We start from the raw sequence: 21,131 nt of genomic DNA, 5'->3' as shown, positions 1-21,131 counted from the left end.
ACATTGACCGAGTCGGCTTTCAGAAAATAATAAGAAACCGGAGAACAACCATGTCCCTCAGCGTGTTCGACCTGTTCAAGATTGGCATCGGCCCCTCCAGTTCCCACACCGTCGGCCCGATGCGTGCCGCCGCTCGATTCGTCGAGGGGCTCAAGCGTGACAACCTGCTAGCGGCCACCACCGGCATCAAGGTGGAACTCTACGGATCGCTGGGCGCCACCGGCAAAGGCCACGGCAGCGACAAGGCTGTGTTGCTGGGCCTGGAAGGCGAACACCCGGACACCGTGAATACCGAAACCGTGGCAGCACGCCTGGCGCAGATGCGCAGTGACGGGCGCCTCAACCTGCTCGGCGAACACAGCATCGCGTTCAACGAGAAAGAACACCTGGCGATGATCCGCAAGCCCCTTGCCTATCATCCCAACGGCATGATCTTTCGTGCCTTTGACGCTGCCGGCATCCAGACTCGCAGCCGCGAGTACTACTCGGTCGGTGGCGGTTTCGTGGTGGATGAAGACGCGGCGGGCGCCGACCGTATCGTCGAAGACGCCACACCCCTGACCTTCCCGTTCAAACACGCCAAGGACTTGCTCGGCCACTGCACCACCTATGGCCTGTCTATCAGCCAGGTGATGCTGACCAATGAAAGCGCCTGGCGCCCGGAAGCCGAAACCCGCAGCGGTTTGTTGAAGATCTGGCAGGTCATGCAGGATTGCGTCGATGCCGGCTGTCGCAACGAAGGCATCTTGCCCGGAGGCTTGAAGGTCAAGCGCCGGGCGGCGGCCTTGCATCGGCAGTTGTGCAAGAACCCGGAGTCGGCGCTGCGCGACCCGCTGTCGGTGCTCGATTGGGTCAACCTGTATGCGCTGGCAGTCAACGAAGAAAACGCCAATGGCGGGCGCGTGGTCACTGCGCCCACCAACGGCGCGGCCGGGATCATTCCTGCCGTGCTGCATTACTACATGCGTTTTATTCCCGGCGCGAATGAAGACGGCGTGGTGCGCTTTTTGCTCACAGCCGCCGCCATCGGCATCTTGTACAAGGAAAACGCTTCGATCTCAGGCGCCGAAGTCGGTTGCCAGGGCGAAGTCGGCGTGGCCTGTTCCATGGCCGCAGGCGCACTCTGCGAAGTGCTGGGCGGCAGCGTGTCCCAAGTGGAGAACGCCGCCGAGATCGGCATGGAACACAACCTCGGCCTGACCTGCGACCCAATTGGCGGGCTGGTGCAGGTGCCATGCATCGAGCGCAATGCCATGGGCTCTGTGAAGGCGATCAATGCGGTGCGCATGGCCCTGCGTGGCGACGGGCAGCACTTTGTGTCCCTCGACAAGGTCATCCGCACCATGCGCCAGACGGGCGCCGACATGAAAAGCAAATACAAGGAAACCGCCCGTGGCGGTTTGGCGGTCAACATTATCGAGTGCTGACGCCCACAAGCGCGTCGGCACGTTTTTCAGGAGCTGAATATGTCCACCGAAACCCTGTTGAAAACCCCATTGCATGCCCTGCACCTGGAACTGGGCGCACGCATGGTGCCCTTCGCCGGCTACGACATGCCGGTGCAGTATCCATTGGGCGTGATGAAGGAACACCTGCATACCCGTGAACAGGCCGGGTTGTTCGACGTCTCCCACATGGGCCAGATTCGTCTCACTGGCGCGAATGCCGCCAAGGCTCTGGAGACCCTGGTGCCCGTCGATATCATCGACCTGCCAGTAGGCATGCAGCGCTATGCGATGTTCACCAATGAGCAAGGCGGCATCCTCGACGACCTGATGGTCGCCAACCTGGGCAACGACGAGTTGTTCCTGGTGGTCAACGCCGCCTGCAAGGACCAGGACCTGGCGCACCTGCGCACACATATTGGCGACCAATGCACCATCGAACCGCTGTTCGAAGAACGCGCCCTGCTGGCCCTGCAAGGCCCGGCGGCAGTGAAAGTATTGGCGCGCCTGGCCCCTGAAGTCACCCAGATGACCTTCATGCAATTCGCCACCCTGCGTTTGCTGGGCGTGGACTGCTACGTCAGCCGCTCCGGCTACACCGGTGAAGACGGCTTTGAAATCTCCGTGCCGGCGGCCAATGCCGAGAGCCTGGCCCGCAGCCTGCTGGCCGAAACCGAAGTGCAGGCCATCGGCCTGGGCGCTCGCGATTCGCTACGCCTGGAAGCCGGCCTGTGTTTGTACGGCCACGACATGAACACCGACACCACGCCAATCGAAGCCAGCCTGCTGTGGGCGATTTCCAAGGCTCGACGTGCCGATGGCGCACGGGCCGGCGGCTTCCCTGGCGCCGACCGCATCTTCACTCAGCAGCAAACCGGTGTGGCGCGCAAACGCGTAGGCCTGCTGCCGCAGGAGCGTACCCCGGTGCGCGAAGGCGCTGAAATTGTCGATGCACAAGGTACGGTTATCGGCAGCGTCTGCAGCGGAGGCTTTGGTCCAACCTTGGGTGGCCCTCTGGCGATGGGTTACCTGGACAGCGCATTTGTCGCACTGGATACCGAAGTTTGCGCAATGGTACGTGGGAAAAAGGTGCCACTGCGTGTAAGTAAAATGCCATTCGTTCCGCAACGTTACTACCGTGGCTGATTAACTGTTTCTATAAGTAACGCGGTTGCGTTAACGTGCACTAAACTGTAACGCGACCGCCATAAAACAGTGCATTCACGATAGGCTTTTTATAGCTGATGCTCTATAACAAGTGAATAACTCTATCGAACAAGCCATTATCAGAACATTCAACAAAGTGTCATGAGCCCCAGTAAAATCAGGGCCTGCACAAGGGCTTGTTTTTTTCATATTAGTTGGCGTAGAGTTTGCCCACTGTGTTTGCATGGGTCGCTTGGAACCTGGACCTGGGCAGTAGCTCAAGTAGTTTGCTACAACCCGTTCGACGTCTCTTACTTTCCTGCAACCCAGCCCAGTACTCTTTCGTGTGAAAGGGGCTGTCATTAATTTTTAGCGTCAAAGGAAAGAAGAAAATGTCGGATAAAGGTGGACGTCAGAGCGGTACCGTCAAGTGGTTCAACGACGAGAAAGGGTTTGGTTTTATCACTCCTGAAAGCGGCCCGGATCTGTTCGTGCATTTCCGTGCAATTCAGGGCAATGGCTTCAAGAGCCTGAAGGAAGGCCAGAAGGTCACCTTCGTTTCAGTTCAAGGCCAAAAAGGCCTGCAGGCTGACGAAGTTCAAGCAGAGGGCTGATCCTTCCTGCGACAAAAAGCCCCTGATATGACATCAGGGGCTTTTTTATGGGCGCCATTGCGTAAACTGCGTGCTTTCTCCAGAGAGCCCTGCCATGTCCAAACCCCTGTTGAGCCCCCAGGGCGAATTCCCCGCCGTTGGCCTGGGCCGCCGCCTGGCAGCGATGTTCTACGACTTTCTTTTATGTACCGCACTGCTGATCGTCACCGCGTTTATCTACAAGCTGGTGTGGATCGCCTTCGTGGGCGAAGCGAAGATGCGCACGCTCACCGAATCCGGCGCGCTGGACGGTGACCCGTTGCTGTCCACGATCCTGCTGTTCGTGCTGTTCGGGTTCTTCGCCAAGTTCTGGACCCATTCGGGGCAAACCCTGGGCATGCAGGTGTGGGGCGTGCGCGTGCAAAACGCCGACGGGTCGCGGATCAGCCTGTGGCAGGCACTGCTGCGTTTTGTGGTGTCGATTGCGTCATGGCTGTGCGTGGGGTTGGGGTTTATCTGGTCGTTGTTCGATAAACACAAACGCAGCTGGCATGACATCTATTCGGATACGCAGTTGGTGCGGATCCCGAAGCAAAAGAAGTAACTCAAGCGCATCACAGATCAACTGTGGGAGCTTGCCTTCTGTAGGAGCGAGCTTGCTCGCGAAAAATTCAAAGGCGCCGCGTTCATTCCGCAAGCACGCGTTATCGTTGACGTTTTTCGCGAGCAAACTCGCTCCTACAGAGGGCAAGCCAGCTCCCACATTTTGATTTGTGTTCAGGCGTTGCCGGCCAGTTTCAACCGTGCTGCCTGGGTAAAGTCGAGCATGCGCTTGAGCGGTCGTACCGCCTGCGGAATCACCGCCGGCTCCACGAAGATCTCATTACTGCCCTCACGCAAACACTGCAACGTACGCTCCAGTGTGTTCATTGCCATCCACGGGCAGTGCGCGCAACTGCGGCAGGCTGCGCCGTTACCAGCGGTAGGCGCTTCGACAAAGACTTTGTCCGGGCACAACTGCTGCATCTTGTAGAAGATGCCGCGGTCGGTGGCGACGATAAAGGTCTTGTTCGGCAAGCGTTGCGCCGCAGCGATCAGTTGGCTGGTGGAACCCACCGCGTCCGCCAATTCGATCACCGAAGTCGGTGACTCCGGGTGCACCAGGATTGCCGCATCCGGGTACAGCGCCTTCATGTCTTCGAGCTGCTTGGATTTGAATTCTTCGTGGACGATGCAGGCACCGTCCCACAGCAGCATGTCGGCACCGGTCTGGCGCTGGATGTAGGTGCCCAGATGTTTGTCCGGGCCCCAGATAATGGTCTCGCCGTTGTCCATCAGGCTTTCGACGATTTCCAGCGCGCAGCTGGAAGTCACCACCCAATCCGCCCGGGCTTTGACCGCCGCCGAGGTGTTGGCATAGACCACCACGGTGCGTTCAGGGTGCTGATCGCAGAACGCGGAAAACTCATCCACCGGGCAACCCAGGTCCAGGGAGCAGGTGGCTTCCAGAGTAGGCATCAGGATGCGTTTTTCAGGCGTGAGGATCTTGGCGGTCTCGCCCATGAAGCGCACGCCAGCCACCAGTACGGTTTTGGCCGGGTGAGCGGCGCCGAAGCGCGCCATCTCCAGGGAGTCGGAAACACAGCCACCGGTTTCTTCGGCCAGGGCCTGAATGACCGGGTCGCAATAAAAGTGGGCAACCAGCACCGCGTCCTGAGCCTTGAGCTCGGCGGCGATGGCGGTTCGCAGGCTCGCCTCTTCGGCAGCGCTGAGTACCTTGGGCTGCTTGGCATCGAGGTGGGCTTGAACCAGTAGGCGTTCGGAAATGTGCGTCATGTTCGCAAGACCTGCAGGCGCAGTAGCGCGAAAGTCGAGTGTACCACCGGCTCAGGAGCCCTTCGGGCGCCGCCGGACGAAGTGTTTTTGTTCATCAAGCACGGGTAAAGCTTAAAGCTGCGCAAGGCTACAGAATATCCAATGGATTCAAAAGCCTAATCTGGCAACCGGGCAAGGTGCTCAGTCCCTGGTCGCAGCACGCCGATTAGGTGAAGCCCACACAACAATCAAAACCGCCCCGTCCCCCTCCCGCCCCCTGAGAAGTCAGGATTCTTGGGCTGAAATGCCCCTTCGCGCACTAAATTTGTGCATTTGAGCACTGCATCACACGATTTTTCTTACAGAATGTGCAATAAATCCTACGGCGATGTAACAAACCGTTCAGCACTCACTCAAGTGGGGCAAGTCTGCGCTGAGTTCAAGGTTTAGCTCGTGCGGTGTGGATCGTGTGTATTTCTACGTTAAGGATGTCGAGTGCCAAATCTGCTCTCAACCGGACACTTGTGTTGTACCCGGAACCTGGGCATCGCCCTGCTCTGCCTGTGCGCGCTGCCAGTGGCTGCCGCCGAGGCACCACAGCCAGGCCAGGAAGCCCTGCGCTTGCAGCAACAACAGCAACGCGACCTGCAGCAATTGCAACTGGAGCAGCGCCAGCGCCAGATGCAACGCGGCAGTTTCGGTACCCCACCGGTCACACCGGCCTTGCCCACGGACATCGCCAAGGATGAACGCTGCTGGCCCTTGAGCGGTACGCGCCTGGCCGGGGTCACGCTGTTCAGCCGTGCCGAGCTGGACAAACATATCGAGCCCTACGTGGCGCCTTGCATGGGCGTCACGCAGATCAACCGCCTGCTGGCCGAGATCACCCGGCTGTATGTCGAGGCCGGTTATATCGCCAGCCGCCCCTACCTGATCAGTGCGCCCGCCGCCGGGCAACCGCTGGATGTTCACGTCGAAGAAGGCTACCTGGAGGCTATCGAACTGGCCGACCAAAGCCTGCCGGTGTCATTGGGCGGGGCATTCCCCGGGATGCTCGGCAAACCACTGAACCTGCGAGACCTGGAACAGGGCCTGGACCAGCTCAACCGCCTGCGCTCGGTGGACCTCACCGCCGACATCGCCCCAGGCAGTACGGCGGGCGCGTCGCGCATCATCCTGCGCTCGCGCAGCAGTGCCTCGCGCTGGGCCCTGGGCCTGGGAGTGGATAACCTCGGCAGCGCTGGCACCGGGCGTGATCGCAATGCGATCAACTTGAGCCTGGACAGCCCGCTGCAAATCAACGACTCGCTCAACCTGAGCTTCAGCGACACGCTCAACCATGGGCCGCGCTACAGCCGCAGCCACAGCCTGTTCTACTCGATCCCCTACGGTTACTGGACCTACAGCCTGTTCGCCAGCCATGCCGAATACCGCTCGCCGTTCAAGCTCAGCCGCACCACGTTTTACAACAGTGGCCGCACCGATCAGGTCAGCCTGCGCAGCGACCGTGTGTTGTGGCGCGACCAGGGCCACCAACTGAGCGCCAACCTGCAACTGGCCTACAAAGACGTCGACAGCTACCTGCAAAAGGTACACCTGGACATCCAGAGCCCCACGCTGACCGTCGCCGAAGCGGGCCTGAACCTGTTCTGGCTCAACAGCGCGGTGTGGAACCTGGACGTCAATTACGCCCAGGGCCTGACCTGGTTCGGCGCCGATCGCGATGCCGACCAGGTGCAGAAAAACCGGCCCAAGGCGCAGTTTCAAAAGTACCGCGCCAACCTCACCCAATGGCGCAACGGCCGATGGGCAGCGCAGCCATGGCAGTGGCAGAGCCAGTTGTCGGTGCAGTACAGCCCGGATGCATTGCCCGCCATCGAACAGCTGCTGATCACCGACGACTCGGCCGTGCGCGGCTACCGCGAAAACAGTAGTTCCGGTGCCATTGGCGCGGTATGGCGCAACACCTTGCGCCTGCCGCTCAACACTGACTTGCCGGTGAAGCTTACCCCGCGTCTGGGCCTGGACAACGGCTGGGTCAAGCACGAACACGGTGCCCAGAGCCAACGCCTGAGCGGCGCCAGCGCGGGGCTCAACCTGAGCTGGAAGAACGTGCAGCTCGACGTCGACTACCAACGCAACCTCAACACCCCCACAGGTTTTCGCCAGGAGCCGGAGGTCTGGCTGACGCGCCTCAGCGTGCTGATATGAGTGTGCACCGATAAGCCAACACCTGTTTTTAGCCTGAGTCACCGCCGTACCTGACCACCCCAAGCAGCGTTGCAACGAACAACCCGCGTCGTGGATCAGCCAACACAGAGCGAGATTATTTATGCCGACTACTCCACACAGCTTCCACCTTTCACCCCAAGGCAAACTGCGCTGGGCCATCGCCAGCCTGTTCCTGCTGCCGCAGCTCGCGCTCGCCGCAGGCTTGACCGTCGTCGAAGGGCCTGGCGGCACGCCGCAACTGCAAAACCAGGGCGGTGTACCCATCGTCAACATCGTCGCGCCGAACGCCGGTGGCCTGTCCCATAACCAGTTCCTGGATTACAACGTCGACCGCCAGGGCCTGGTGTTGAACAACGCCTTGCAGGCCGGCCAGTCCCAACTTGCCGGGCAGTTGGCGGCCAACCCGCAGTTCCAGGGCCAGGCGGCGAGCGTGATCCTCAACGAAGTGATCAGCCGCAATGCCTCGACCCTCAACGGTGCCCAGGAGATTTTCGGTCAGGCGGCCGATTACGTGCTGGCCAACCCTAACGGTATTTCGGTGAATGGCGGCAGTTTCATCAACACGCCCAATGCCAACCTGGTGGTGGGCCGCCCTGAACTCAACGACGGCAAGCTGCAAGCCTTGAGCACCCGCGATGCCAACGGCCAACTGACAGTGCAAGGCCAGGGCCTGCACAACCGCGAAGGCTCCATCAACCTGATCGCGCCGCGCATCGACAGCGAAGGTCGCCTCAGTGCCCGCGATCAATTGAACCTCACCGTCGGCCGCAACCAGGTCGATTTCGCCAGCGGGCAGGTACGCCAGGTGGACCCGGCCAGCAAGACCCAGGACCAACGCATCGACGCGCGCCTGTTCGGCGCCATGCAGGCCGGGCGCATCAACATCATCAGCACCGCCGAAGGCGCCGGTGTACGCGTGGGCGGCGTGCAGGTGCAAGGCACTGACGGGGTGAAGATCAGTTCGGCCGGCGACCTTGATATCAGCGGCCAGGTGCATGCCAACAGCCTCGACGCCACCCGCGCTGGCGTGCACAGCCGCCAGGGCGATATCAACTTGCACAGCGCCAAGGACCTGAACCTGGCCGCCACCGACGTCAGCGGGCGCAACGTCAAACTCGACGCCAGCCGCAACCTCACCCTCAGCAGCCTGGAAAGCCGCAAGCTCCAGGAAAAGCGTGAACAGTGGAACAACAGCAACTTCCTGTTCACCTACGAAACCTACGACCGCACCACCACCGACAAAGACTCGCGCCAGCACGGCAACAAGGTTGTGGCGCAACAGGATGCGGCGCTGTCTTCCGGCGCCAACACCGAGATCAAAGCCAGCCATGTGGAAGCGGGCAACACTCTGCGCGTCGACAGCGGTGCCGACCTGCACGTTAACGCCGCCACCGAAACCCATGAAACCCGCGACCAGGGCAACCATCGCAAGCACCTGTGGAAAGCCAACTGGGATAAATCCAGCAGCGAACAACGCAGCATCACCAGCAGCCTCAAGGCCGGAAAGACACTGGAGCTGACCAGCCAACAGAAGCTGCAATTGCAAGGCGCCGAGCTGAAAACCCCCGGCGATATTCAACTGGCCGCCCGGCACGTGGAAATCACCAGCGCCAGCCGTACCCAGAGCAGCCGCGACAATGCCTACTCCGGCGACCTCACCGGTGGCAGCTTCTTCGGCAAGCAAGGCGACGGTAACCAGGGCAAGACGTCGAACACTGGTAGCAAGGTCAACGCCGACGGCAAGCTGATCGTCAAGGCCGACGACGTGCGCATCAGCGGCAGCCAGGCCCGAGGCGGCAAACAGGCCAGCGTCATCAGCGACAAAGGCTCGCTGGTGATCGACGGCGTCCAGGACACCTCCCACGACAACCGCTACAGCAATGACAGCAAGTTCTTCGGTATCTCCAAGGACGAAAGTCGCAAGAACCTCAAGGACAGCACCGTGGTTGCCAGCAACCTGCGCTCGGACAGCAACCTCAAGCTGCAAAGTGCCAAGGACATCACCGTCAGTGGCTCCCAAGTGTCCGCCGCAGGTGAACTGCAAGCGGATGCCAAGGGCGATATCAAGGTCGTTGCCGCCGAGAACACCACTCACGACACCACCCGCACCCATACCCGTGGCTTCGATGGCTACGCCAAGGAAACCGAGGGTGTCAGCCGCCAGTACCGTGCGGGCCTGAGCTATGAAGACCAGCAGCAAACCCACCAGACCGACACCACCGGGCAGCAGGCTTCCAGCCTTAAAGGCGCCAGTGTGGCGGTTAATGCCGCAGGCGATGTCAGCATCACCGGATCCAACCTCCAGGCCACCGAAGGCGATGCGAGCCTGAGCGGCAAAAACGTCGAGCTGTTGGCCGCCCACGACAAGCGCACCGAAGCCGTCGACAAAACCGCCACCGGAGGCAGTTTCTACTACACCGGCGGCATTGATCGGGCAGGCAGTGGCGCTCAGTTCAGCCACCAAAGCAGCCAAGACACCGCTGAAAAAACCACGGCGCAAACCAGCACCGTGGCCGCGACCGGCAAGCTGACCATCAACGCTGGCAACACCTTCACCAGCGAGGGTGCACAGGCCAAGGCCGGCGCCGAACTGCAGGTCAACGCTGGTCAGATCGACAACCAGGCTGCCCATTCCACCGAAACCAGCACCCACAAGGAAAATGGCTGGACCGCCGATGTCGGCGCCAATGTGGAATACAAAGGCATTACCCGCCCGATCGAAAAAGCCGTCGAGGGCGTGGCCCAGGCCAAGTTCCATCAGCCCGGTTTGCTGGACGCGTTCGAGCAGCCCAATGTCGGCCTGGATGTGGAAGTCGGCCACACGAACAAAACCGGCACAACACAGGACAGCACCGCCGTGGTCAGCCAGTTCAGTGGCGCCACGGTGCAGGTCAATGCAGCCGGCACGTTGCAGGACGAGGGCACCCAGTACCGCGCCACCGACGGCGGGCTGAACATCAAGGCGGGCGAGCACGTTGCCACCGCAGCGGCCAACACCCACAGCAGCAGCGAGCAAGGCGTGGACGCCAAGGCTGGCGTGCGGGTCTATACCACCACCGGTGAAGACCTGAATGTGCGCGGCAGCGGCCTGGGCGGCAGCAGCGATGTGCGCGAGTCCAGCAGCACGGCGGTGGTCGGCAGCTATGTGGCCAGCCAAGGCGTGAGCATCGAGACCAAGGGCGATGCCCGTTATGAAGGCAGCCAGTTCGACGGCGGCCAGGTCGGGGTCAACCTCAAGACCGGCGGTGAGCTGGCGTTTAACCAGGCCACCAACACCCAGAGCAAAAACAGCAGCACGCTGCGCGGCAACGGCTCACTGACGGTGGGTACCGCGCCCGGCGCCAATGGCAGCAACGTCAACCTCGGTGCCGGCGTGCAGTTGGATAACAAGCGTCTGGACACCCAGGACAGCCAGGCCCAGGTCGCGACTATCCAGGGCAGCGGCCCCGTCCAGCTCAGCAGCGGCGCTGACATGACCCTGCAAGGCACGCAGATCGGCAGTACTGGCGCGAAGACTGGTGATATCAGCCTCAATGCCGGCGGCAAGCTGGACCTGCGAGCCGCCACCGACAGCCACGTCAGCAACGGCAGCAACCTGGGCGGCGGCCTGACCCTCGGTGCCGGCAAGACCAGCAGCGCCGAAAGCAACAGCAAGACCGGCAGCCTCAGCGCCAATTTCAACATCGGTAAAGTGGCGGAGAGCGACAAGAGCGCCGTCGTCGGGCAATTGCACAGCAGCGGCAAGGTCAGCCTCGCCAGCGGCGCTGATACAACCGATGCCATCCACTTGCAGGGCACTCAGGTCAGCGCAGCCAGCGTTAGCCTCGATGCGCAAAACGGCGGCATCCTGCAAGAGTCTGCGCAATCGACCCAGTCCCATGGCAACTGGGGCGTCACCCTGGGCGCAGGGGGCAGCGTCGGCAAAACCACCTTGGCCGACGCCGGTGAACATGAGACACCCAAGACCCAGCGCGGCCTCAATGCGCGGGCCAAAGTCGATGTGGATCACTTGCAAGGCACCACCCAGCACAACAGCGTGATCACGGCGGGTGACGTCACCCTCAACAGTGCCGGCGATACCCATCTGGCCGGAGCGCGTATCGACGCCGATCAGGTGCACGGCACGGTGGGCGGCGACCTCATCGTCGAAAGCCGCAAGGACCAGGTCAACAGCACTCAGGTGAATGTCGACGCCAGGCTGGATGTCGAAAAAAACCAGCCGGGGGTGGTGGATAAGCTGGCCAAAGCCAGCGGCCCACTGAAGGACAAGGTACAAGCCAAGGCTGAAGGGGCGTTCGACAAGCATCGCGACAAGCTGGAGAACGTCGTCGATAAAGGCACCGGGCACCTGGCTTCGGCCAAGGACAGCGTGGTCAACAGCGTCGTCAATGCCAAGGAACGCCTGGGTGAAAAACTCACCCGCAGTGGCAGTTACGACGTGAACCCAGAGCCCCGTGGCGCCTTCGGCACCCGCGTGGACAAGGCCAAGGCTTACCTGGCAGACAAGACCGATGCCCTGGGCACGCGCCTGTCTGGCTTCAAGGATAAGGTCTGGCCAAAAACCAGCGACAGCTACACCGTCAGTGGCAAAGACACCACCGGCAGCAAGGTGGCCAATACCGCCGAAAGCGTGTTGTTCGGCGACAAGAGCGGCAACACCAACTACACCCCGACCCTGTATCTGGACGTCAGCCATGGGGTCAAGGACAGCGTCACCCAAGCGTCAGGCATCCAGGGGAGCCAAGGCGTTAACGTACAGGTGAAAGGTGATACGCAGCTCACGGGCGCGCGGGTCAGTGCGGCCAATGGCAAGGTCGAGCTGGGTGGCTCCAAGGTGACCGCAACCACACTGGCCGGCAGCGACTACCGCGCCGATGTCGGGCTGAACCTGTCGAAGTCACCGGTCAACCTGGCACTGGGCGCCAAGGACGAACTGACCCAGAAACACGACGACGCCACGCGCAAGGATCAAGCCTTCAACCTGGGCCCGCTGCGCGCGGGTGGGCACAGTGAAAGCCAGGCTTTGCAGGCGGGGATTGATCAGGCCATCAACTAAAGGGTAATGCCCACCCTTCTGTAGGAGCGAGCTTGCTCGCGAAGAACGTCAACGATGACGCTGGTGTGCTTGGAGTACGCGGCGCCCTCAGGTTTTTCGCGAGCAAGCTCGCTCCTACACATCAGTTGAAAAGCGCCTGTACGTTCTTCATCGCGTCATCGGCAAAGCCTTGCAGGAAAGCTTCAAACGCCGGTACGTCTTCCTTACCGCCCGTGCAGGGCTGGCCAATGATGGTCCAGGTCGCCAGGCTCTGGTTCGGGCCTTGTGGCACCACCTCCATCAGCGCCCACAGGTTGCCGATGTTCAGCGAGGTGTAAATCAGCGACCAGGTCATGGTCATGGTTTGGTCGTCATGGCTGTTGAGTTGCTCAATCACGACATTGCCGTCCTTGAAGAGTTTCTTGCGTACCGAACGCACGCCCTCGCCGGTCATTTCGATATGGGACAAGGCAGGGATAAACTTCGCGAAACCAGCGAAATCCCCCACCACACTCCACACACTGCGCGCATCGCCATTCACGCTGACGCGGGCGACGACAGGGCTGCCGACCGGGTTACGAACCAGGGTATCGGGTTGTTGCATGAGAGAGCTCCTTTTTCCGGGGGGCGGATAGTGGGCTCCTGCCAAACGCAATGGGCTGTACAAGTTCAACACCTGCTTGGCGTGGCTATCCGTTCTTGGCTGACTGCCGTAATGCCAAGGCCGCAACCCCGCACACGATCAACGCGATACAGGACACGTAGAACGCATCGCTGTAGGCCATCAGATACGCCTCGCGCCGCACGGTGTGGATCAAGCCCTCGATCACCTGCTGTTGAGCGGGTAACAGCTGGTTGAAGATAAAAGCTTCGCTGTCGGCCATGCTCGCCCGCAGGCGCTCCTGAAAGGACGGGGAAAACAGGGTGATCGACTCCCCTACCCGCTCAGAGTGAAAGCGCTCGCGCATGGCCACGATCTGCGTCAGGCCCGCCGTGCCCACGGCACCACCCAGGTTACGCAGCATGGAGAACAAGGCCGAGGCCGAGCCGGCTTCATCTTTGGCCAGGCCAGACACCGCCAGCACGGAAAGCGCCACCATGATCAGCGGCTGCCCGATGCCCCGTACCACGGTGGACGGAATAATCACGTTGGCGGCGCTGTCCACGTCCAGGTGCGCGCCGAGATAGCACCCCAGGGCCATGATGAAAAAGCCACTGGCGACCATCAGTTTCGGGTTGAGCCACTTCATCAGGCGCGGCATGAACGGCGCCAGTACCAGTTGCACCATGCCGTAGGCGATCAGGCTGATGCCAATCTCCCGGGCGTTGTAGCCCTGCAACTGAGACAGGTAATTAGGCACCAGGAACACCAGGCCGAAGGTGGCCGCGCCAAAGATGAACATCGCTGCGCTGGCCACGCCGAAGTTGTAGCTCTTGAGCAGGCGCAGGTTGATGAAGGAGCGACTGCCATACAACTGCGACAGCACGAAGTACACCAAGGCAACGCCGGCAATCAGTGACATCCACACAATGAAATCGGAGCCGAACCAGTCCTTGCGGCCACCTTCTTCCAGCACGATCTGCAAGCCACCCAGGCCGACGATCATGGCGATGATTCCGCCCCAGTCGCCGCGCTTGAGCAGGCTCAACTGCATGGGCTTGGCATCGATCGACCATGCCACCGCCAACAGCAAGAGAATGCCGGGAGCCAGTTGCAGGTAGAAGATCCAGCGCCAGGAATAGGCATCGGTCAGCCAGCCGCCAATGGACGGCCCGGCGGCCTGGGCGACGCTGTTGGACAGCGCGAACAAGGCCATGCCCATCGCGATCTTGCTGGGCGGCAGTTCAGTGATGATCAGTTGGAATGACAAGGGAATCAGCACTGCGCCGGCAGCGCCCTGGATCACCCGAATGATGATCATCACTTCCAGGTTGAGCGCCCAGGAGCAGGCAATCGACGCCACCAAAAATACAAACGAGCCCACGAGCATCACTCGCCGCAGGGAGAATACCTGCACCAGCCACGCTGTCAGCGGAATCATCACGATTTCCGCGACCAGGTAGGCGGTGGAAATCCACGAGCCTTCTTCGAACGTCGCCCCCAGGGAGCCTTCGATCTCCGGCAGCGCGGCGCTGGTCACGTGCACGTTCATGCCGGCCATGAAACAGCCGAACAGCCCCCCGATCACCGCCACCCAGGCGCGAAAGGAGACGCTCTTTTCAGCCGCTTCAGTCATGTGCAGCGCCCTGCTCAGCTGGGCGGGTGTCCACCGTGGTGATCACCGACATGCCCGGCAGAATAGGTCCGCCTTCATCATGTTCATCAATGACGATCTTCACTGGAAAGCGTTGCACGATCTTGGTGAAGTTGCCGGTGGCGTTATCCGACGGCAACAGTGCGAACACCGCCCCGGAGCCTGGCGAAAAGCTCACCACATGGCCTTTGAGCTTGCGCCCCGAATAGCTGTCGACGCTGATATCCACCGGTTGGCCGGCACGCATATCGCGCAATTGAGTTTCTTTGTAGTTGGCCACGACATAAGCCTGCTGCAAAGGCACCACCGCCAGCAGCGGCAACCCTGGCGCGACGTATTGGCGGGTACGCACTTTGCGCTGCCCCACCGCGCCGTCGATGGGTGAGCGGATCAAGGTGTCCTCCAACGCATGCGTCGCCAGGTTCAACTGCGCCTCGGCCTGGCTGCGCCGGGCTATCTGCTGCTGGAGCGAAGCCTGGGCCAGTTGGCGGCGGGTGATGGCCACGGTCAAGCGGGTTTCCTGCTGGCGTTGCATCGCCTTGGCAATTTCGACCGCAGCATTGGCCTGGGTGTAGCTGGCGGCGGCCGTTTCCAGACGCTGCGCGCTGGCAGCATGTTCGCGCACCAAGCCTTCGTAGCGACGCTGGTCGAGGCTTGCGCGGCGCAACTCAGCGGCCACACTGCGAGCATGGGCCTCAGCCTGGGCAACCCCGGCCTTTTGCTGGGCGATCAGGCTGTCAGTGACTTTCAAGTTGGCCTCTTGCGCTGCCACCGAGGCCTGGGTCTCGGCCAGTTCTGCGCGGGCTTGTGCCAAACGGGCCTGGTAGTCACGGTCCTCGATGCGCACCAGCACATCCCCTGCCTTGACCGGCTGATCATCCTCTACCATCACCTCGGCCACGTAGCCTGAGACTTTCGGGCTGATAGGGATCCAGTCGGCCCGCACATACGCATCATCGGTCTGCTCCAGATAGCGGCCGACGGTCATCCAGTACACGCCGAACACCACCGCCGCGATCAACAACGCGGCGCCGCCCAGCAGGATCAGGTTTCTTTTGCGCCGTTGCTTACGCGCATGCATAAGTTGCTCGAGCACATTCTCCTGCTCGTTCTGGACAGCAGTTTTTTCATCAACGGCGATATTCATGGCTGGGTACCGGAAGAAGGGATAGACGCGTGGGTGGGCGCAGCGGCCGGGGTATCGACGGCGCCGGACTGCCAACCGCCGCCAAGGGCACGGAACAGGCTGATCTGGCGTTGCAGTAACTGGCCATCGGCGTCGGCTCGTGCGGCCTGCAAACGGATCAGTTCACGCTCACTGTCCAGTACGTCGAGAAAGTCGATGGCCCCCGCGTCATAGTTGAATTGGGCCAAGGTGTAGGCCTGGCGACTGCTCTCCAGCGCCTGGCTCAGGGCCGCGTGATGCTGGCGTTCGCCGTCGTATAAGGCCAGGGCCTGGCGCACCTCCTTGAGAGCCTTGAGCACGCTGGCCTCGAATTGCGCGACCTCTACCCGCTCAAGCGCTTGCGCCTGGTTGACCCGTGCGCGGTTGGCGCGCCAATTGGGGAACTGCCAGGTGATCAGTGGGCCGATGCCGAACATCAGCGCACTGCTGTCGCCCAGCTCATGGGGTTTATTGGCCGAGGAAGACACTGAAGCACCGAAGGTGACCTTGGGGTACAGGTCGGCCTGGACGATATCCACTTGCAGCGTGGCCGCCTGCAGCGCACGCTCGGCCTGCCGGATATCGGGGCGGCGCGCCAATAGTTGCCAGCCATCGCCCACCGGCAACTCGGCATTGAGTTGTGGCACCACTTCACAGGTTGCGGCGCCAGAGCCTTGGTCCAGATCAGCCATGCCGGTCAGCATTGCCAACTCGTACAGCGCGGCTTGTCGACGCGCCTGCAGCATCGGCAGCAGGGCCTGAGTTTCGCCTTGCAGGGCTTGCATGCGGCGGTATTCAAGGTCGGTCACCACACCGGCCTGGCGCTGGCGATCGATCAACGCCAGGCTATGCCCGACCACGTCCAACGAATGGCGCTGGACCTTGGCACGCGCACCCAAGGCGCAGGCATTCACATAAGCGCGGGTGGTTTGTGCCGCGACCGTGATGCGCAGCAAGTCTTCGGCAGCCTGCGCCGCCGCGGCTTGCACCTGGGCCCGTTCAATGGTGCGCTGAACCTGGCCCCAGACATCCACTTGATAAGCCAGTTCGAAGCCTGGGTTGAACGCCCATTCTGAAGGCGCATGGCTGTCGGTGGCTTTGGCCAGAGTCTGGTCATCGGCGGTCTTGCCGTAAGCGGCGCCCAATGACGCCTGGGTAGACGGCCAGCGCTCGGCATCGGCCTGCATGATGCCGGCCAGCATCGCCTGCACATGGGCCTGGGCCGCTGCCAGGTCGCGGTTGTGCAACAACGCCTTTTGCACCAGCGCATCAAGTTGCGGATCGTTGTACAGCTGCCACCAACGCTCGGGCAATGCTTGGGCCGACACGCCTTGCGGCAGGCGACTCAGGGCATTGATGCGTTCCGGATGGGGCTGCGCGGGCGTATGCGCAGCCCAAGACGAACACCCCGCCAACACCACCGCCGCCACGCCGAGCAGCGAGAGACGGCCATGCCGTAGGAAAAAAGAAGGCGAACCCATCGAAGAAATCCAGAAAGCCAAGTAGAGACGCAGGGTAAAAGCGCAACGGGGTGCGCATCTCCCGAGTTCTGGACAACCATCGTTTCGATTGGGACAAGGTGGGACAACGCGTCTGAATCGTGGCCACTGATCGCGTCAGAACCTACCGGTTCAAGGCGTCGAACTCGGTCAAAAATGTGGGAGCGGGCTTGCCCGCGAAGGCGGTGTGTCAGTCGATGCATCTGTTACTGCACCACCGCTTTCGCAGGCAAGCCAGCTCCCACATTGGATCTTCGTCGCCCCCTCGCCAACGTGCCAGTCACGGCTACCGGTGTGAATTCAGACCAGGCGGCAGTGACTCGGGGTGTAACCCAGGGTGCGCTTGAACATCGCGGTAAATGCACTCGGGCTTTGGTAACCGTGCTCCAATGCCACCTCCAGGATGGAGGCCCCACTGGCCAGCCGCTGCATGCTGAGCAGCAACCGCGTGCGCTTGCGCCACTCGCCATAACTCATGCCCAACTCTTTCTGGAACAGCCGAGCCAGGGTGCGTGAACTCATATTGAGCTGCACCGCCCATCTCTCCAGTTTCGACTCCTGGGAAGGGTTGTCGATAAACTCCGCGCACAGCGCCTTGAGCCTCGGTTCATGCGGGATCGGCACATGCGCCAGCACCCGCTGCGCGCGGTCAAGCTCAGAGAAAATCAGCTCGACAATTTGCACATGACGCAACGACGCCGCCTGGCTGTCAGGCTCATCACCTGCAGCCACAATCAGCTCGCGCAGCAACGGTGAAACCCTGATCACCTCGCACGCCTGCGCCAACCGACCGTGCGCCCCCGGCGAGATCAGCAAGGTGCGCATACGCACCTCGCCGGTCATGCGGATCTGATGCTCGATTCCCGGTGGCACCCACAAGGCGTGCCCGGAAGGCAGCACCCAGGTTGCCTGCTGCACCGACACCAGCATCACACCGTTGATGGCATAGACCAATTGGCCCTCGTCATGTCGGTGGGGAGCCACGATGTCGCCGTGCACGTAGTTACCGGCGAGGGCTGCCAAAGAGGTATGCGCGTTCATTTCAGGAGGCCGCGAACAGGTTAGGTCGGCCAGCGCTGAAAGGATCCTTGGGCATCATGTCGCTTCTCCTTTTTTGAACAGAGTGGGCCTCAGTGGCCACTGGATCCAATACTAAACAAAGAAAGGGGGCGGGGAATTGCGTATTGGGGTGGGTACTGTGAAAAAACGCAAAGTAAAAATTAAAAAAACCAGAATATCGGCGAGTGGATTTCAACAAAGAAAGATTATTGCTTGTGGGGACAACAGGGGCTCTTGAAGAGCCCCTGTTCGGGCTTAACCCTAAAACGCGTAACGCGCCTTGACCATCACCCCATCAGCATCAAACCCGCTACGCGCCTGACGGGTATAGCTGGCGCCCACCGTCAGCGCCGACACCTGATAATTCAGGCCCAGGCTGGCTTCGTAACTGTCACGTGCGACCGAAGCGCCCGTGACGGTAAACGCCGAACCGCCCAGCACAAAGCTGGAGGTTTGCGCCACGCGGTCGCCCATCAGGTCGTGATAAGCCATCAAGGTGGCTTCCGGTTGCAGGCTGCCGGTGGCCAACCGCAAGTTGCCGGCCAAGCGCACACCCGCGCCCAACTCGCCCACTTCATAGCGTTGCGAGCCGGTACTCAGCGCCGCTGAAGAGCCCTTCTCGGTAAAGCTGTCCATGCGCACGTTGGAATAACGTGCCGCCACTCGCGGTTCAATCACGGCAGCATCCGACAGCTTGAAGCTGTAGCCGCCCAGTACGCTGGCCGACAACACATTGCTGTCGTAGCTGCCCTTGGCGGTAGTGCCCGCCACACGGCGCTTGCTGTCATTGTCGTTATGGCCGTAGCTCAAGCTGCCATCGACGAACCAGTTCTGCAGCGACCAGTTGCCGTACAACGACAGCGCATGGCCCTGCACGTCAGTCTTGGTGCCCAGGTCCGAATGGATGTTGGAGTTGAGGTAGCTGTAAGCCACACCCACCGTGGTGCTGTCGTTCAACCGACCATCCACACCCACCGCCATGCCGCTGCTGTTGGCCGAATAACCGTTGTCGCCGCTGCGGCCATCCTGATCCATGTTGCTGCTCAAGCCTTGCAACCACACACCCACGGCTTCGCGATTATCACGCTGGCCCGAGAGGCGATTGAGGATCGCGCCATTGACCACCGTCTGGCCCGACAAGGCCACGTCCAGCGCGCCACGGTTGACGTCCGGCTTGAGTTGCTCGCCCACCTGCGCCAACTGCTGCGCCGTGCCTGCGTTGGCCAGGGCCTGGAACACCGGATCATCCGTTGCCAACTGCCCGAGCACGTCATTTTTTGCTTCGTTGACCACAGTGACAACCGGCTCAGTGGCGCCCGCGCCGGTCAGTTCCTCTTGCACTTGCTGATTGCTCTTCAAGCCCACCACGGCCTTGACCGTCTGTGCATCGGCCGAATAACTGAGCACGTCCAGCAGCGACGAAGTGCTGGCAACCGACAGGCCGTTGTTCTGCAGACTGCTGGCTTGCAGCAAGGTGTATTCGGTGCCGCTTGGCACGGCGGTGAAATCGCCAGGGGTGGCGCTCAAGGTTACTTTCGATGCCTGAGCAAAATTCGCCGCACCGTTGACCGTCAGGTATGGCGTGGTCGGCACCACGCTGTTGGCCAGGCGCATATCAATGCCTGCACCGCTGGCGATGTTGAGGTCACCGGTGAGCACCGTGCCGGGGGCCGACAGGTTCAGAGAGCCCGAGTTGATCGACACTGGCGCGATGATGCGGCTGCCGGAAAAGTCAGCCTGGCCGGCGATGTTCACCGTGCTGACGTTGAGTACGTCGCCGACGATTTTGCCGCCGGTCCAGTTGAGGGTGGCGCGGTTGGCTGCGTCGATGGCAATGCCGGAATTGCTGCGGATTTCACCGGCTTGTTGGTTGATTTCAAAGGTGGAGGTTTGCTCGGCTGCGTCAACAGAGATGGCCGTGCCATCGGCGATGATCGTGCCGCGGTTGATGATGCCGCGGGAGCCGGTGGGGTTGTTTTGGGTGAAGGTGGCGCCCAGGAGATCGATCGCTTTGGCGTGGGTGCCTTGGGCTTCGAGGGTGCCGGTGTTGAGGATGGAGTCGACGGTGCCGGCATAAAAAACAATACCGGAAGCATCTGCGCCGTTCACAGACAGCAGGCCACTGTTTTCGATACGCAGTGGGCTCGTGGTGGTTTCAACTTCTATGCCCCAGGCGCGCTGGCCAGTTGCAGTGATAGTTCCGGAGTTGATGATTTTGCCGCCGATATTGATCGGGAAATCACTCGGGCCATCCACTGCCAGCGCCACTACTTCATCGCCAACCACCTCGATCACGCCCGTGTTAGCAACGTCGCCTGCCACTTGGGTGTTATGCAGGAACATACCCTCGCCGCCAACCGTGCCACCAAAAGCAGAAGTGCCCGATACAACGGGAGTTGTTTTAATGGTGCCGGAGTTGATTACGCTGCCCCCAATCACGGCTTCACCGATCTCAAAACCTTCATAACCCCCATTGTTCATGGTGATGTTACCGGCCTGAATCAGATCGCCCGTAATTGTGCTGGGGGTTGAAGTTCCATCTCTGAAACCGAATGGGTCCACGGCAAACGCTCGGATGGAGCGCCCGTCCGACGTCATCACAATATCGGCACGATTAATCAGCGAACCTTGGATGTGGGTTTCGGAAACACTGACCCCCATCAACGCAGTAGTGCCAGATTCAGGGGTGGGGGTTTGATTGGTTGCTTGGGTCAGCCTCCCGGTGAAGGTCAGTGACTCATTAAACGTCTCACCCTTCCACGAGGTTTTGCCTTGACCCAGATCCACTTCAACCGCCAATGCCTGGCTGCTGATTGCACCGACCATCACGGCCAACAGTTTCTGCTTGAACGGTTTTTGCTTCATTTGAAAACTCCATGTACGACAG

13 protein-coding genes are annotated in these 21,131 nt (G+C 61.0%); 6 read left to right on the top strand and 7 right to left on the bottom strand.

What is annotated here, in order from left to right:
- The first annotated feature begins 50 nt into the window (after positions 1-50).
- The 4 genes from BUE92_RS08050 to BUE92_RS08035 all read left to right on the top strand — a co-directional run bounded on the left by BUE92_RS08050 (position 51) and on the right by BUE92_RS08035 (position 3,788).
- Positions 51-1,427 carry an L-serine ammonia-lyase gene (locus BUE92_RS08050; RefSeq protein ID WP_073522961.1) on the top strand — a complete coding sequence of 459 codons (1,377 nt, stop codon included), beginning with the start codon at positions 51-53 and terminating at the stop codon, positions 1,425-1,427.
- 39 nt (positions 1,428-1,466) lie between these two features.
- A complete protein-coding gene (gene gcvT / locus BUE92_RS08045; protein ID WP_054898393.1) occupies positions 1,467-2,591 on the top strand; it encodes a glycine cleavage system aminomethyltransferase GcvT in 1,125 nt (374 codons plus the stop codon).
- 392 nt (positions 2,592-2,983) lie between these two features.
- Positions 2,984-3,205 carry a cold-shock protein gene (locus tag BUE92_RS08040; RefSeq protein ID WP_014719702.1) on the top strand — a complete coding sequence of 74 codons (222 nt, stop codon included), beginning with the start codon at positions 2,984-2,986 and terminating at the stop codon, positions 3,203-3,205.
- A gap of 94 nt (positions 3,206-3,299) precedes the next feature.
- Positions 3,300-3,788 (top strand): RDD family protein, encoded by a 489-nt coding sequence (locus tag BUE92_RS08035; RefSeq protein ID WP_034128556.1) that lies wholly within the window; start codon positions 3,300-3,302, stop codon positions 3,786-3,788.
- A 173-nt stretch (positions 3,789-3,961) separates the two neighbouring features.
- On the opposite strand, the gene nadA is transcribed toward BUE92_RS08035, so the two are convergent.
- Positions 3,962-5,020, bottom strand: coding sequence for a quinolinate synthase NadA (gene nadA, locus BUE92_RS08025; RefSeq protein ID WP_003193840.1), 1,059 nt, complete (start codon positions 5,018-5,020; stop codon positions 3,962-3,964).
- 474 nt (positions 5,021-5,494) lie between these two features.
- Here nadA and BUE92_RS08020 point away from each other — a divergent pair, with 474 nt between their 5' ends.
- Positions 5,495-7,210 (top strand): ShlB/FhaC/HecB family hemolysin secretion/activation protein, encoded by a 1,716-nt coding sequence (locus BUE92_RS08020; protein WP_073522957.1) that lies wholly within the window; start codon positions 5,495-5,497, stop codon positions 7,208-7,210.
- Between the two features lie 121 nt (positions 7,211-7,331).
- Entirely contained in the window at positions 7,332-12,287 is a 4,956-nt protein-coding gene (locus BUE92_RS08015; RefSeq protein ID WP_073522955.1) for a hemagglutinin repeat-containing protein, read from the top strand.
- Positions 12,288-12,408: 121 nt separating this feature from the next.
- Here BUE92_RS08015 and BUE92_RS08010 read toward each other — a convergent pair whose 3' ends face one another.
- From BUE92_RS08010 to BUE92_RS07985, 6 genes are all read right to left on the bottom strand, one after another.
- Entirely contained in the window at positions 12,409-12,870 is a 462-nt protein-coding gene (locus BUE92_RS08010; RefSeq protein WP_073522953.1) for an SRPBCC family protein, read from the bottom strand.
- A gap of 85 nt (positions 12,871-12,955) precedes the next feature.
- Positions 12,956-14,503, bottom strand: coding sequence for an MDR family MFS transporter (locus BUE92_RS08005; protein ID WP_073522952.1), 1,548 nt, complete (start codon positions 14,501-14,503; stop codon positions 12,956-12,958).
- Positions 14,496-15,668, bottom strand: coding sequence for an HlyD family secretion protein (locus BUE92_RS08000; RefSeq protein ID WP_073522951.1), 1,173 nt, complete (start codon positions 15,666-15,668; stop codon positions 14,496-14,498). Before BUE92_RS08000 ends, BUE92_RS08005 begins: the two co-directional genes overlap by 8 nt.
- On the bottom strand, positions 15,665-17,167 hold the full coding sequence (locus BUE92_RS07995) for an efflux transporter outer membrane subunit (RefSeq protein WP_073522950.1): 1,503 nt from the start codon (positions 17,165-17,167) through the stop codon (positions 15,665-15,667). The genes BUE92_RS08000 and BUE92_RS07995 overlap by 4 nt, the downstream gene beginning before the upstream one ends.
- A 318-nt stretch (positions 17,168-17,485) precedes the next feature.
- Entirely contained in the window at positions 17,486-18,226 is a 741-nt protein-coding gene (locus BUE92_RS07990) for an AraC family transcriptional regulator (RefSeq protein WP_073522949.1), read from the bottom strand.
- Between the two features lie 279 nt (positions 18,227-18,505).
- On the bottom strand, positions 18,506-21,109 hold the full coding sequence (locus tag BUE92_RS07985) for an autotransporter family protein (protein WP_073522948.1): 2,604 nt from the start codon (positions 21,107-21,109) through the stop codon (positions 18,506-18,508).
- Positions 21,110-21,131 lie beyond the last annotated feature (22 nt).

The sequence above is a fragment of the Pseudomonas fluorescens genome, assembly GCF_001902145.1.
GTDB lineage: Bacteria > Pseudomonadota > Gammaproteobacteria > Pseudomonadales > Pseudomonadaceae > Aquipseudomonas > Aquipseudomonas fluorescens_BV.
This window is presented reverse-complemented; position numbering and strand designations above follow the sequence as displayed.